General features: G+C 68.6%; 14 protein-coding genes. 9 read left to right on the top strand and 5 right to left on the bottom strand.

The window, feature by feature from the left end; genetic code table 11:
• Positions 1-117: 117 nt before the first annotated feature.
• The 9 genes from QR64_RS03960 to QR64_RS03925 all read left to right on the top strand — a co-directional run bounded on the left by QR64_RS03960 (position 118) and on the right by QR64_RS03925 (position 9,441).
• On the top strand, positions 118-1,491 hold the full coding sequence (locus tag QR64_RS03960; RefSeq protein ID WP_006553176.1) for an NAD(P)/FAD-dependent oxidoreductase: 1,374 nt from the start codon (positions 118-120) through the stop codon (positions 1,489-1,491).
• 235 nt (positions 1,492-1,726) lie between these two features.
• Positions 1,727-2,155 carry a holo-ACP synthase gene (gene acpS / locus QR64_RS03955; RefSeq protein WP_033097557.1) on the top strand — a complete coding sequence of 143 codons (429 nt, stop codon included), beginning with the start codon at positions 1,727-1,729 and terminating at the stop codon, positions 2,153-2,155.
• On the top strand, positions 2,152-2,394 hold the full coding sequence (locus QR64_RS03950) for an acyl carrier protein (RefSeq protein ID WP_024102340.1): 243 nt from the start codon (positions 2,152-2,154) through the stop codon (positions 2,392-2,394). Before acpS ends, QR64_RS03950 begins: the two co-directional genes overlap by 4 nt.
• Positions 2,391-3,578, top strand: a complete 1,188-nt coding sequence (locus QR64_RS03945) for an acyl-CoA dehydrogenase family protein (protein WP_006553179.1) — start codon at positions 2,391-2,393, stop codon at positions 3,576-3,578. The genes QR64_RS03950 and QR64_RS03945 overlap by 4 nt, the downstream gene beginning before the upstream one ends.
• Positions 3,575-4,531 (top strand): amino acid--[acyl-carrier-protein] ligase, encoded by a 957-nt coding sequence (locus QR64_RS03940; RefSeq protein ID WP_033097465.1) that lies wholly within the window; start codon positions 3,575-3,577, stop codon positions 4,529-4,531. The genes QR64_RS03945 and QR64_RS03940 overlap by 4 nt, the downstream gene beginning before the upstream one ends.
• On the top strand, positions 4,528-5,487 hold the full coding sequence (locus tag QR64_RS03935) for a DUF1839 family protein (protein ID WP_039584236.1): 960 nt from the start codon (positions 4,528-4,530) through the stop codon (positions 5,485-5,487). The genes QR64_RS03940 and QR64_RS03935 overlap by 4 nt, the downstream gene beginning before the upstream one ends.
• Before the next feature lie 15 nt (positions 5,488-5,502).
• A complete protein-coding gene (locus QR64_RS03930; protein WP_039584235.1) occupies positions 5,503-7,989 on the top strand; it encodes a glycosyl hydrolase 2 galactose-binding domain-containing protein in 2,487 nt (828 codons plus the stop codon).
• A 165-nt stretch (positions 7,990-8,154) separates the two neighbouring features.
• The gene (locus QR64_RS27125; protein WP_019288222.1) at positions 8,155-8,319 is read left to right on the top strand and encodes a hypothetical protein; all 165 of its coding nucleotides are present in this window, start codon (positions 8,155-8,157) and stop codon (positions 8,317-8,319) included.
• An 87-nt stretch (positions 8,320-8,406) separates the two neighbouring features.
• Positions 8,407-9,441, top strand: a complete 1,035-nt coding sequence (locus QR64_RS03925; RefSeq protein WP_039584267.1) for an NADP-dependent oxidoreductase — start codon at positions 8,407-8,409, stop codon at positions 9,439-9,441.
• A 34-nt stretch (positions 9,442-9,475) separates the two neighbouring features.
• Here QR64_RS03925 and QR64_RS03920 read toward each other — a convergent pair whose 3' ends face one another.
• From QR64_RS03920 to pcaB, 5 genes are all read right to left on the bottom strand, one after another.
• Complete coding sequence (locus tag QR64_RS03920) at positions 9,476-9,910, bottom strand: hypothetical protein (protein ID WP_174556246.1); 435 nt, start codon at positions 9,908-9,910, stop codon at positions 9,476-9,478.
• Positions 9,911-9,976: 66 nt separating this feature from the next.
• Complete coding sequence (locus tag QR64_RS03915; protein WP_006553185.1) at positions 9,977-11,188, bottom strand: acetyl-CoA C-acetyltransferase; 1,212 nt, start codon at positions 11,186-11,188, stop codon at positions 9,977-9,979.
• A gap of 22 nt (positions 11,189-11,210) precedes the next feature.
• The gene (locus QR64_RS03910; protein ID WP_006553186.1) at positions 11,211-12,032 is read right to left on the bottom strand and encodes an IclR family transcriptional regulator; all 822 of its coding nucleotides are present in this window, start codon (positions 12,030-12,032) and stop codon (positions 11,211-11,213) included.
• Positions 12,029-13,201 (bottom strand): 3-oxoadipate enol-lactonase, encoded by a 1,173-nt coding sequence (pcaD, locus tag QR64_RS03905; protein WP_033097462.1) that lies wholly within the window; start codon positions 13,199-13,201, stop codon positions 12,029-12,031. The genes QR64_RS03910 and pcaD overlap by 4 nt, the downstream gene beginning before the upstream one ends.
• Positions 13,198-14,547: a 3-carboxy-cis,cis-muconate cycloisomerase gene (gene pcaB, locus QR64_RS03900; RefSeq protein ID WP_039584233.1), complete on the bottom strand. Its 1,350-nt coding sequence runs from the start codon at positions 14,545-14,547 to the stop codon at positions 13,198-13,200. Before pcaB ends, pcaD begins: the two co-directional genes overlap by 4 nt.
• Positions 14,548-14,606 lie beyond the last annotated feature (59 nt).

Genomic DNA, 14,606 nt, shown 5'->3' with positions numbered 1-14,606 from the left:
CGAAACAGATAACAGTTTTTCGAATATCCCAGGTTAGTGGATAGCGAGGGTACTTCGTCCCTACCTTGGTAGTCATACATCAACGGAGATGACAAGTACGTGGAGGTTTACGACAGCATGGACGATGCGGACACAGCGACCCTGGTCGATCGGACGGACGTCGTCATCGTGGGTTCCGGCTTCGGAGCATTGGCCACCGCCAAGAAGCTCGCCAAGGCCGGCACGCCCTTCGTTCTGATCTCGGAGACCACCGAGCATCTTTTCCAGCCTTTGCTCTACCAGGTCGCCACCGGCGTCCTTTCGCCCGGCGAGATCGCCCCGTCCGTGCGCGCGATCCTGGCCGAATACCCCAACGCCGACGTCCGCCTGGGCCGCGTCGTCGATGTGCTCCCCGAGGAGAACACGGTTGTCTACGAGGCCGGCGGTCAGCGCCTGCGTCTCGGCTACAAGTACCTCGTCGCCGCGACCGGCGCCCGCCAGGCGTACTTCGGACGCGACGAGTTCGCCGACCTGACGTACGCGCTGAAGACCGTCGAGGACGCCGAGAAGCTGCGTCGCCAGATCGTGCGCTGCTTCGAGGAGGCACACGTCACCACCGATGCCGAGCGTCGGAAGAACCTGCTCAGCTTCATCGTCGTAGGCGCCGGCCCGACGGGCGTCGAGCTCGCGGGACAGATCAAGGAGCTCGCGCAGCGCTACTTCGCCGAGAACATCGGCAACATCCGCGCCGACGACGTCACCGTCACGCTCGTCGAGGGCGCAGACAAGGTTCTGCCCCCGTTCGGTGGCAAGCTCAGCGAGTACTCCAAGGAGTCGCTCGAGAAGAGCGGTGTCGACGTCGTCCTCGGCACGATGGTCACCGACATCGACGAGCACGGTGCCACGCTCACCACGCCCACGACCGAGGAGACCCGCCGCCTCACCGCGGAGACCATCATCTGGTCGGCAGGCATCCAGGCCAACGACTTCGCCGACGTACTCGCCGAGCGCACCGGCTGCGAGACGGTCCGCGGCGGACGCCTGCTCGTCGACCCCGACTTCACCGTCGGCCGCAGCGACAACATCTTCGCCATCGGCGACATGGTCACCCTCGACAACCTGCCGGCGCAGTCGCCGTTCGCCATGCAGGGTGGCCGCCACGTCGCGAAGATGATCACCGGCAAGGTCGCGATGGGCACCCCGTTCCAGTACAAGGACAAGGGAAGCATGGCGATCATCAACCGGTTCCGCGCCATCACGCGGGTCGGGAAGATCGAGCTCACCGGCTTCATCGCGTGGGTGCTGTGGCTCGCCGTCCACCTCGTCTACCTGGTTGGCTTCCGCAACCGCTACATCGCGGTCATGTCGTGGTGCGGTTCCTTCCTCGGACACCGCCGCCCCCACTTCTACTATGCGCAGGACGCCGTCCCGGTGCCCGCTGCGGAGAAGGAGGAGCCGGCAGCGAAGGACGAGCCGGAGAGCGACAAGGAACCCGTGCGGACGTCCGCATAACTTCAGATCCCCGAAAGGCTCCGACCACCCGGTCGGGGCCTTTCGTCGTTGACGCGCCGAACCGGGATCGACGCTGCGTGTTGCGGTGGCGAGCCCCGGTTCACCACGTGAACCGACGCGCCCGGCGGGTGAAAGTCGGGGTGATTTCCGGGATGTCCTGCAAGCCAGAGACGTTCGGCTGGTGTACATCGGCCGACCTGCGGCTACCGTGTGCAGCGCATCCCGAGGAGTGACCATGAACGATGGCAGCGGCCCCCGCGTCGCGACGACACGTGTCGGCTGCGATGTCGTCACCGTCCGAGACATCGCGTCGAGCATCGACCGGTTCGGCGACCGCTACCTGCAGCGTGTGTTCACCCCGCACGAGCTGGACGTATGCACCGGACCGGGGCGCGCCCAACGCCTCGCGGCGCGCTTCGCCGCGAAAGAAGCCGTCATGAAGGTCCTGCGTCCGCGCGAGCACGCGGTTCCCTGGCAGGCCATCGAAATCCGCCGCGCGGACTGGGGCGGATGCGCTGTCGTACTGGCCGGTAACGCGGCCGCCCTGGCGCGAGATGAACAGGTGACCGACATACAGGTCTCGATCTCCCACGAGTCCGAATACGCCATCGCGACGGTCGTGGCGACCCGCGTCGACGAAGCAGAAACTGGAGAACACCCATGACGGAGCAGGTGATCCGCAAGGTCCTCGGTGAGCACGCGAAGCTGTCGGTCGACAGCACGGCGCTCGACCCCGCCGCCGACCTCTACGAGCTCGGCCTGACATCGCACGCCAGCGTGAACGTGATGCTCGCCCTCGAAGACGCCTTCGACGTGGAATTCCCCGACGAACTGCTGCGCAAGAGCACCTTCGCGAGCGTCGGCGCCATCAGGTCGGCGTTGACGGAACTGGGCGTCGCGTGACGTCGACGTCCGCGCCCCCCACCGTCGCGGAGAAGGCCGGGCTGTCGCTGCTCGCCCGTGCCGAACTCGTCGGACGCGAGAGCGCCGGCCCCGCGGCCGCCGCGGTGGATCGTGAGGGACGGTTCCCGCACGAGGCAGTCGACGCGCTGCGCACCCACAAGCTGCTGAACTGCGCCGTCCCCGTCGATCAGGGTGGGGAGGGAGCATCCCTCGGTGAGCTGTGCGCCGTCGCCCGAATCCTCGGCCGGTACTGCGCCTCCACCGCGATGATCTTCGCGATGCACCAGACGCAGATCCTGTCGCTGGTGCATCACTCCACTCCCGGTGTGGCCACCTTCGTCGCCGAAGCGGTGGCGAACGATTACCTGATCGCTTCGGCGACCACCGAGCTCGGCACCGGTGGCGACGTGCGCAGCAGCGTCTGCGCCGTGGCCCGCGACGGCGACACCGTCACGCTGACGAAGAACGCGCCGGTCATCTCGTACGGCGAGTACGCCGACGCGATCCTGGTGACCGCGCGTCGCACCGCCGACAGCCCGCCCAGCGACCAGGTGCTCGTCGTGTGCCGACGCGACGATGTGACCCTCGAACCCACCGGCAGCTGGGACACCCTCGGGCTGCGCGGTACCTGCAGCCCCGGATTCGTCCTCACCGCCACGACGTCCGCCGATCTCGTGGTCGGCACGGCCTACGCCGAGATCTCCTCGCGCACTATGCTTCCCGTCTCACACAGTGTGTGGTCGGCGGTGTGGCTCGGAATCGCCGACGCGGCGCTGGAGAAGGCCCGCTCGTTCGTGCGTTCGGCGGCCCGCCGCAGCCCGGGGGTCACCCCGCCCGGTGCGCTGCGACTCGCCGAAGCGGCCGCCGTGCACCAGCAGTTCTCCGATCTCGTCGCCGCGTCCGCCGCCCGGTTCGACGCCGCCGCGTCGGCGCAGGAGGAATCGATGTCGGGCATGGGTTTCTCGCTCGCCATGAACAACCTCAAAGTCACTGCGTCCACGCTCGTCGTGGATCTGGTGAACCGCGCGATGCTCATCTGCGGGATCGCCGGATACCGCGAGGATTCGCAGTACTCACTCGGCCGCCACCTGCGCGACGCGCACGGTGCCGCCGTGATGGTCAACAACGACCGCATCATGAACAACTCGGCCCAATTGTCGATCGCCTACCGGGGGACGCTGTGACAAGTACAGCCATTGCCAGCACCGCAACCGACGAGCTGTCCGAGCTCGAGCGTGCCCGCCTCGACTTCCAGCAGCAGTTGCTCGAGGCCGAACTGCTCGTGGAGACCGGTGTTCCCGGCCTCTACGGTCGGTCGGGTGTCTTCGAGGACATCGTCGACGGCATCGACCGCGTGGTGGTCGCGGCAGGTCCGGGCCGGGCCGCGACGCGCCTGCGCTTCCCGCCGGTCTTCCCGCGGACGAGTTTCGAGCGCACCGACTACATCGCCTCCTTCCCGCACCTGACCGGAGCGGTGAACACCTTTACGGGCAGCAACGCCGAGCACGCCGAACTGCTCGCCGCGCGGTCGAAGGGCGAGGCGTGGGATCCGTGGCTCGAACCCGCCGACACCGTGCTCGTCTCCGCCGCATGCCATCCCGCCTACTCGCGGTACACCGGTACGCTGCGTGAGGGCGGTGAACTGCTCGACGTTCTCGGTTACTGCTTCCGGCACGAGCCGGCCGTCGACCCCGCTCGCATGCAGGCCTTCCGGATGCACGAGTTCGTGCGTATCGGTACCGAGAACGACGCTGCGCAGCATCGTGATTCCTGGGTGGAGCGAGGACTCGAGGTGCTCGACTCGCTGGGCCTCGACGCGACCGCTGTACCTGCCAACGACCCGTTCTTCGGGCGGGCCGGGCGCATGCTGGCCGTCAACCAGCGCATCGAGAACCTCAAGACCGAGCTGACGGTCCGGCTCTACGGCGACCTCGACGACGGCACCGCCGTGGTCTCGTGCAATTGCCACCGCGAGCACTTCGGCGAGACCTTCGAGATCCGCACTGCCGACGGCGAAGTCGCGCACAGCGCGTGCGTCGGATTCGGAATGGAGCGGATCGCCCTGGCGCTGTTGCGGACCCACGGACTCGACGTCGACCGCTGGCCCGCACCGGTACGCGACAGGCTGTTCCCGTGAGCGATCGGCTCATCGACGTCCGCGTCGACGGGTACTCGCCGCACTTCGTGCACGCTGCCGACCGGATCTGGACCGAGACCAACTGCTACGTCGACCTGTGGGTAGAGGTGCTGCATTCGCTCGGCCACGATCCGGTCCCCGCTGCCGCGTGCGCGTTCTCGGCCCGGTTCGACGGCGCCCAATGGACCTTCCTCAAGTTCCGCCCCGAGGATCTGTTGGCGCTGTACGGGATCGACGTCGCGGAGATGAACGTCTGGCGCCGCCCCGTGGATCACCTCGAGGACAATGCCGCCGCCGGACTGCTGTCGACGATCGAGGTGGACGCCTTCTGGTTGCCCGACACCGAGGGAACCGGTTACCGGGAGAGTCGTTCGAAGACGACGATCGTGCCCAATCTCATCGATCGCGACAGCGGGACGCTCGAGTATTTCCACAACAGCGGCTATCACGTTCTCACCGGTGAGGACTTCCGCGGAGTCTTCGGCCTCGACGAGCCGGTACCCACCTGGCCTCCCTATCTCGAACAGGTGCGCCTCGACGCGGCACAACCGCAGTGCGACGCCTTCGACACCGTGGTGCTCCGGCACCTGCGCATGCGCGCCGGCTCGAATCCGGTGCGCGAGCTCGGCGAGCGGGTGCTCGCCGACATCGACCCGATTCGCACCGGAGGGATGGACGTCTTCCATCCGTGGACGTTCGGGGTGCTCCGTCAGTGCGGTGCCACCGCCGAACTTGCCGCGGACGTCAGCGTCTACATGGACGGTCGCGGATATCCCGGTGCGGCTGCCGCAGCCGACGGATTCCGCGCGGTCGCCGAGGGCGCGAAGAGCGTGCAGTTCCGGATGGCGCGTGCGGCACGCGGCCGCAATGTCGACCCCGGCGACCAGCTGATAGCGATGGCCGCTGCCTGGGAGGACGCCATGGCGACCGTCGTCCGCGCCGCCGGGGTGCGGTGACAGGATTCGACGCACATGGATCTCCTGCACGATGCGCGATGGCGTTGTCTCCGTGTCGCTCCCGGGGCAGTCGAGCACCCCGGTGACTTTCCGGCGGACGGTCCTTGGCTGCCGGTCCGTATACCCGGGACGGCGGCAGGCGCGATCCGGGAATCCGAGGGAGTCGCGGCGGCCAGGGTGTCGTCTCCCGACAGCGACGACTGGTGGTTCGTCACCGACGTCGAGGTGTCCGGCGACGGACCGTGGCGTCTGACCTTCGACGGGCTCGCGACACTCGCGGACGTGTGGGTCGACGGCACACTCGTCGCGACGTCGGAATCGATGTTCGTGCCGCTGACCGTCGTCCTCGGCTACCTGCCGTCGACGATGCGGATCGCGGTCCGGTGCGCCTCGCTCGACGCTGCTCTCCGCAAGCGTCGGCCACGCGGACGGTGGCGTTCGTCGCTCGTGTCGGCCCAAGGATTGCGGTGGTTCCGCACCACCATGCTCGGGCGAGCCCCGGTGTACGCGGGGGCTCCGGCGCCGGTCGGTCCGTGGCGTCCCGTGCGTCTCGTCGATTCCGGTGAGCCCGTTGTGCTGGAACGTGGGATACGGACAGCTCTGCGGGGATCCGACGGGATCGTCGACGCCGATCTCGTGCTGGCAGGCACCGCCGTCCCCGAGGTGACTGTGGAGATCGGAGGGGCGACGGTGCACGTCCGACCCGAATACGGGCCGGACGGGACAGCACGCGTGCACATGCAGGTGACGCTCCCCGAGGTGGAACGGTGGTGGCCGCACACCTACGGCGCCCCCCACCTGTACGCCGCACATCTGATTCTGGATGGGCAACGAATCACGCTGGGGAACATCGGATTCCGGTCGGTCGAGCGCTCACCGGGCGACGGGTTCGGCTTACGGATCAATGACGTCGACGTCTTCTGCCGCGGCCTGGTGTGGACACCGACCGATCCGATCTCGCTGAACGACCCGAGCGCAACCCGGCGCATCCTCGAACGCTGCGTGTCGGCGGGCGTGGACACGATCCGCATCCCCGGCACGATGGTCTACGGGGACGACGAGTTCTACTCGGCGTGTGCGGAACTGGGCATCATGGTGTGGCAGGACGTCATGCTCGCCACCACCGACCCGCCCGACGATCCGCACTTCCGCTCGCTGCTCGAGGACGAGATCCGTGCGCTGGCGCGCCGATGGGGCGGGAACCCGGCACCTGTGGTGATGTGTGGGGGCAGCGAGACCGAGCAGCAACCTGCCATGCTCGGACTGATGGAGGCATCCATCCCGGCGATCGACGACTGGTTGCCCGCAATCGTCGACCGTGAGCTACCGGGCACGGTGTGGGTGTCGTCGTCACCATCCGCGCCCCCGCGCAGCGACGTACTGCCGATCGCAGTGGGTTCGGGTGTGGCGCACTACTTCGGTGTCGGGGGCTACCGCCGTCCCCTCGGCGACGTGCGTGCCGCCGGCGTGCGCTTCGCCGCCGAATGCCTCGCGTTCTCGATTCCGCCTTCCGACATGGCGATCGAGGCCGAGTTCGGCAGTGTGAATGTCGCGGGTCACCATCCACGATGGAAGGCGGCTGTGCCGCGCGACAACGGGGCGTCGTGGGACTTCGAGGACGTGCGAGACCACTATGTGCGCACGATCTTCGGGGTCGACCCCGCCGAGGTGCGGTGGGTGGATCCCACGCGATATCTCGCGCTCGGACGGGCAGCGATCTGCGAAGCGTTCACCGAGGTACTGCAGTACTGGCGACGATCCGGATCAGGATGTCGCGGTGCCCTGATCCTCTCCGCCCGCGACCTGCAGCGGGGTGCCGGGTGGGGCGTGCTCGACGCCGACGGGAACCCGAAGGCGCCGTGGTGGGTCCTGGCACGGGTGTTCGCCCCCGTCACCGTGCTCCTCACCGACGACGGGCTCGACGGCCTGCGCGTGGACGCGATCAACGACACCGCCGAGATCCTCGACGTCACGCTGCAGTTACAGGCCCATACGCCCTCCGGTGCGGTACCGGTGGACGTGTCGGTGCCGCTGCGTCTCGAACCGCACGAGACCCGGGTGTTCTCGTGGGCCGCGGTGACGGGCGGTTTCACCGATGTCAATTTTGCGTATCGATTCGGGCCGCGCACTTTCGACACGGCGACCGCCCGACTGGTCGGCCACACCGGTGCAGTGTTGGCGGAGTCGGTGTATCTCGTGGGTGGTCCGGCACGTCCCGTCGAGCGCGGGATCGGTCTCGCGGCGACCGCTCGACCCGTCCCGGACGGGTGGAGTGTGGAGGTGCGGACCGAGGGTGCGGCACAGTACGTGCATCTCGACATCACCGGCGGTGACCTGCAGGATTCCTGGTTCCACCTGCCGCCCGGAGGTACTCGCACGATCGCCGTGCGGGCCTGCGTTCCGGCCGCGACGTTGAGCGGCTGGGTGGGGGCATCGAACTCGGCCACGAGTGTGCCGATCCGGGTGCTTCCGACCTCCGAGGGCAACGAGGTCGACGGGTAACCTCCCGGGGCTGCAGGCGGGGGCGGTGTGCGGCGCGCCGAAATCGACAGGTGCATATCGGGCATCGACGGGGTATATGTATCTCCCAAGGGGTCGCTCACCCGATTTGCACCTTCTGCACGGTGCCGGTGGCCACCTCTCCCCGCCTTCCGAGAGGAGATCGACATGGCGATCCGCTCCACGTCACAGATGGGTGCTTCGCGCACCGCTTCGTCCACTCGCCGTCCTGTCCGGGTCGAGCAGGACGGACCGTCCTTCACCGAGGTCATCCACTCGCAGCTGTTCTCGAACTACCAGGTGCCTCGCGGCGAGGTGCAGCGCAGCGCCTGATCGGGACCACCTCAGGCGCGGCATCGTGCCTGCCGGGGTGCCCCCGCGCGGCGTTTAGGACACCAGCGCATGCGGCACACTGTCGGCATGAGTGAAGCCACGACGAGTCAGAGCACCCGCATCGTTCTCGCATCGCGCCCGGAGGGGGCGCCCACCGCCGACAACTTCCGTCTCGAGACAGTGGATCTGCCTGAGGTCGGCGACGGCCAGATCCTCCTGCGCGTCGTCTACCTGTCCCTCGACCCGTACATGCGCGGTCGGATGAGCACAGCGAAGTCGTATGCCGCGCACGTCGAACTCGGGGACGTGATGGTCGCCGGAACGGTGGGCCAGGTCGTCGAATCGCGGTACGACGGCCTCGAGCCGGGCGACTACGTGCTGGCCGGAGCCGGCTGGCAGTCGCACGCCGTCCTCGACGGCTCCACCGTTCGTAAGCTCGATCCGCAGGCCGCACCGATCTCCACCGCTGTGGGAGTCCTCGGAATGCCCGGCTTCACAGCCTATTCCGGGCTCCTGAAGATCGGGCAGCCGAAGAAGGGTGAGACCGTCGTCGTCGCTGCCGCCACCGGGCCCGTGGGATCGGCGGTGGGGCAGATCGCGAAGCTGAAGGGCGCCCGCGCGGTCGGTATCGCCGGCGGCCCGGAGAAGTGCCGCGCACTGATCGACGAGTTCGGTTTCGACGCGGCGTTCGACCACCGCGACCCGAACTTCGCCGACAAGCTGGCGGAGGCGGTGCCCGACGGTATCGACGTGTACTTCGAGAACGTCGGCGGCCCCGTCCAGGAAGCGGTGTGGCCGCTGCTCAACACCTATGCGCGAATCCCGGTGTGCGGTCTGGTCGCGCAGTACAACGGTGCTGACCTCAACCGCAAGGACCGTCTTCCGGGACTGTTCAACTCGATCCTCACCAAGAGCCTCACGATCCGCGGCTTCATCCAGAGCGAGTTCGTGAAGGAGATGTACGGCGACTTCCTGCGTGAAGCCTCGGCATGGGTCCGCGACGGAAAGCTCCAGTATCGCGAGGACATCGTCGACGGACTCGAGAACGCCCCGGAGGCGTTCATCGGCATGCTCGAAGGAAAGAACTTCGGGAAGATGCTCGTGCGGGTCGCGCCGGAGTAACGGGCACCAGGTCCGCCCTCCGGCGCCGGCCGCGTCAGCGTCGGGGGGTTCCGGTGGACCACAGGGCCCACAGGACGAGCACGGGCTGGAAGAACAAGCGGATCAGGCGCTTACGGTCGGTGTCGAGACCGAAGGCGCTGCGCTTGCCGAGATACTGGGCGATGTTGCCCGGGAAGACGGCGGCGAAGAACAGTGCGGCCAGGCGGCCGACACGGACGCGGTCGCGGTTCGCCACGGCGAGTCCGGCGCCGAGCATGATCTCGACACCGCCGGACGCCATGACCACGCCGTCCTTGTCCATCGGCACCCAGTCGGGCACCTGGGCCTGGAAGTCCTTGCGGGCCCAGAAGAGATGGCTCAGTCCGGCGAAGACGAGTGAGGCGGCCAGCAGATAACGCGCGAGGGTCCGGGCTCGTGTCGTGGGCGGAGCAGGGGCTTCGGTCGGGGGAGTTATCTGAACTTCGCTCATGATCACGAGCGTACGGACTGTACGGTGCTCGCGACGGGGATCGCGTCGCGAGCACCGTAGGTCACGTCAGGCGATGCGTTCGAATACAGCGGCGAGCCCCTGGCCGCCGCCGATGCACATCGTCTCGAGTCCGTAGCGACCCTCACGACGATCGAGTTCGCGCAGCAGGGTGGCGAGGATGCGTCCGCCGGTCGCGCCCACCGGATGTCCGAGGGAGATGCCGGAGCCGTTGGGATTCAGGCGCGAGTCGTCGGCCTCGATGCCCCACGAGCGGGTGACGGCCAGGGCCTGTGCGGCGAACGCCTCGTTGAGTTCGATGACGTCCATGTCGGCGAGCGTCAGTCCGAGGCGGCCGAGCGCCTTCTCGCTGGCGGGCACCGGGCCGATGCCCATGGTGCGCGGCGGCACACCGGCCACCGCCCAGCTTGCGAGGCGGGCCAGCGGACGCAGACCCAGCGCGGCGGCCTTCTCTGTGGTGGTGACGATCGCGAGGGCGGCACCGTCGTTCTGGCCGCTGGCGTTGCCGGCGGTGACGGTGGACTCGGGGTCGATCTTGCCGCGGATCGGGCGCAGCTTGGCGAGGGTCTCCATCGAGGTGTCGGCGCGGGGGTGCTCGTCGGTGTCGACGACGAGCGGATCGCCCTTGCGCTGCGGCACGCTCACGGACACGATCTCCTGCGCGAACACACCGTTCTTCTGCGCGGCGACGGCCCGCTGGTGCGACTGCACGGCCAGGGCGTCCTGGTCCTCACGGCTGATGGAGAACTCGGCGCGCAGGTTCTCGGCGGTCTCGATCATGCCGCCGGGCACGGGGAAGTCGCGTCCGCCGGCGGTGACGCGGGCACGGGCCAGGCGATCGGACAGAGCGACGGCTTCGCCCTTGACGCCCCAGCGCATGCCGGTGGCGTAGAACTCGGCCTGGCTCATCGATTCGGCGCCGCCGGCGAGGATCAGGTCGCTCGCGCCGGTCTGCACCTGCATGACGGCCTGCACGATCGCCTGCAGACCCGAGCCGCAGCGACGGTCGACCTGCAGGCCCGGAACGTTCACCCCGAGGCCGGCGTTGAGGGCGGCGACGCGGCCGAGGGCGGGGGCCTCACCGTTGGGGGAGGCCTGGCCGAGGAAGACGTCGTCGATGTCGGAACCGGTGATACCGGTGCGGGCGACGAGTTCGCGGATGACGGTGGCCGCGAGATCCTCGGGGGCGATGTCCTTCAGGACGCCGCCGAACCTACCTACCGGGGTGCGCAGGGGTTCGCAGATCACTACGTCGGTCATGATGTACCTCGATCGGGGTTGTTCACTGGTGGGTCTGGGTGCGGGCGAGATCGGTGGAGATCGCTCCGGCGGTGGCGAGCAACGCCGGGACGAGCTCGTCGTGCACGGTCTCCATCCGGTAGCGGGCCGCGTGGGTCGACAGGTTCACCGACGCCACAACGGTTCCCGACGCATCGCGGATGGGCGCGGCGAGCGAGCGCAGGCCCTCCTCGAGTTCCTGGTCGACGATGCAGTATCCGTTGCGTCGTACCGTGGCGATCTCGGCGCGCAATTCCTCGGCGGTGGTGACGGTGTTGCCGGTGATGGGAGCGAATTCGGCGCGCGCGAGGTAGGCGTCGAGTTCGTCGTCGTTCAAACCGGCGAGCAGTACCCGTCCCATGGAGGTCGCGTAGGCGGGGAAACGGGTGCCGAGGGTGATGGTGACGGTCATGATGCGGCTGACGGGAACTCGTGCGACGTAGACGACGTCGGTGCCGTCGAGCACCGACACCGAGGTCGATTCCTTGACTTTCTCGGCGAGCGCCTCGAGATGGGGTCGCGCGACCTCCGGCAGCGTCAGTGCCGACAGGTAGCTGTAGCCGAGTTCGAGCACCCGTGGGGTGAGCCAGAACTGGGATCCGTCGGTGCGGACGTAACCGAGTTCGATGAGAGTCAACAGGAATCGGCGCGCAGTAGCGCGGGTGAGTCCGGTCGCGCGGGCGACGTCGGAGAGCGACTGCCGCTGGGCGTGCGCACCGAAGGCCTTGATGACCGACAGGCCACGTGCCAGCGACTGTACGTAATCGGGCGACGCCCCGGGGTTCTCGCGAACGACCTCGGGGGCGGTGACGTCGGGAGTGCTCACGAGCCCGCACCTCCCTCGGTGTCGGCGAGTGCCTGCTTGCCGAGCGCGAATGCCCGGTTGCTGTTGGGGACACCCGCGTAGACTGCGGTGTGCAGAAAGACCTCGACGAGGTCGTCGGGATCGATCCCGGCGCGCAGGGCTGCACGGATGTGCATGTCGAGTTCGTGCTCGTTGCCGACCGCGGTGAGGATCGCGAGGGTCAACAGCCGGCGGGTGCGGTGGTCCAGACCCGGACGCGCCCAGATGTCTCCCCACGCGGTGCGGGTGATGAAATCCTGGAAGGGCCGGGTGAATTCGGTGGCCGACTCGATGGACCGGTCGACGTGTGCGTCACCGAGGACGGATCGGCGCACCCGCAGACCCTCCTCGAACGCCGCGGTGCGGTGTGCGGCGGACGGCGTGACGCGCGACGAGATGTGCTCGCGGATCAGCTTCGTGACCCGTCCTGCCTGCTCCACGTTGGCGAGGTGTGCGCCGGGGGAGAGGACGTGGAAGGTGGAGTCGGCGATTCCGTCGGCCAGTTGCTGCATCGTCGATGGCGGGGTGGCGGGGTCCTGCTCACCGGCGATCACCAGGGTGGGCGCGACGATCCGGGCGAGGTCGGGACGGCCGTCCCAGGTCGCCAGTGCCTCGCAACACGCGGCGTAGCCCTCGTCGGTGGTGCCCTTCACCATCTCGACGTGGCGGGCGACGAGCTCCGGATCGTGTTCGGCCAGTTCGGGAGTGAACCACCGCGAGACGATCGAATCGGCGATCGAGGCCAGGCCGTCGTTGCGGACCGATGCCGCCCGGTCGTACCAGGGCTGGGCGGGCTGGAAGGCCGGCGAGGTGCACAGCAGCGTCAGCGTGCGCACGCGCTCGGGGTGATGCGCCGCGAGCCACTGCCCGACGGCACCGCCGAGCGACAGGCCGACGTAGTGCACGGCGCCGAGTTCGAGCGAGTCGAGCAGGGCGACGACGTCACCGGCGAGTTCCTCGATCGTGTAGGGACCGGACGGCGCCGGCGATGCGCCGTGCCCGCGATGGTCGGCCGCGACGACGTTCCAGTCGGTCGCCAGGGCGTGGATCTGCGGTCCCCACATCGACAGGTCCGAACCCAGCGAACCGAGGAACAGGACGGTCGGCTTCGTGGGGTCGCCGTACTGTTCGTAGTTGAGCGTGACGGTCATCGGGCATCTCCTGTGGTTCGGTTCGTGCTGTCGTGACGGGCGAGAACGCGATCGACGATGTCTGCGGCATGGCCGAGATAGCGCGTGGGATCGAGAAGTTCGCGCACGTCCTGCGGGTCGAGGTGTGCGGTGATGGCGGGATCCTCGTCGAGCGACCTACCGGCGACCGCCGCATCGGTGACGATCGAGCGGGCGTCGTCGGTGTGTTCGGCGAGTGCGGCCGTGACCTTCTCGGCGAGGATCGCCCCTCCGGTGAGCGCGAGATTGCGGTCGAGCGCGTCGGTGTGGACGTGCAGACCGTTCAGGCTCGTCGAGAGTTGGTGCGCGGCACCGCCGGTGAGGCGCAGGATGTCGGCGAGGGTCTCCCATTCGGCGTGCCAGGCGCCGGCGGCCCGCTGGAACTCGTGGTCGGTCGACGACAGGATCGTCGAGACGAGACCGGGAACGCGCCGGGCAGCGGCGCGCGCGGTGATCGCCGCGACGGGATTGCGCTTGTGCGGCATGGCCGACGAACCGCCGGGCGCATCCTCGCTCACCTCACCGAACTCGGTGCTCGCCATGAGTACGACGTCGGTGGCGGGTTTCGCGACCGCGCCCGCGGCGACACCGAGTGTGCCCGCGAGGGTCGTGACGGGGGTGCGGGCGGTGTGCCACGGCGCGACGGGACGCGCGAGCCCGAGCAGGTCGGCGACCGCGTCGGCGAACGCGAAACCGTCGGGATGGACGGCGGCGAGCGTGCCGGCGGCTCCGCCGTACTGGGCGGGTAGGGCGGACAACACGCGGTCGAGTGCGCCGGCGGCGTCGTCGAGGGACAGGAGCCAGCCGGCGGCGAGCGCGCCGAAGGTGGTCGGCAGTGCCTGCTGGCCGAGCGTGCGCGCGACCATCGGTGTCTCGCGATGGGTGGCAGCGAGGCGGGCTGCGCCGTCGGCTGCGGAGCGCAGGTTCGCCAGGGCGATCCCTCCTGCGCGGCGGGCGAGCAGCATCAGCGCGGTGTCGAGCACGTCCTGGCTGGTCGCGCCGACGTGCACGGCGCGCGCAGGGGCGTCGGCGCGCTCGCGTAGCAGGGAGACCAGGGGGATGACGGCGTTGCCCCCCGCCGCGGACCGTCGACCGAGGTCGGCGGGATCGAGTTCCTCGGCGAGCGAGGCCGCGGCTGTCGCGACGGCGTCGGCGTGGGTGTTCTTGACACGGCCGAGTGAGGCGGCCGCGCGGGTCAGCGCGACCTCCACGTCGAGCAGGGCACCGATCCACGCGCGATCCGACAGGGCGACGCCGAGTTCGTCCGCGCCGAAGACGGGATCGAACAGCGGACCCCGATATCCGGGGTCGGGGGATGGGGGGGACACGGACCTCCGATCCGAAACGTTCGCTATGTGGACGGATGGACGCTATGCGAACAGGCTAG

Source organism: Rhodococcus sp. Chr-9, assembly GCF_000801125.1.
Taxonomy (GTDB): domain Bacteria; phylum Actinomycetota; class Actinomycetes; order Mycobacteriales; family Mycobacteriaceae; genus Rhodococcus; species Rhodococcus pyridinivorans.
This window is presented reverse-complemented; position numbering and strand designations above follow the sequence as displayed.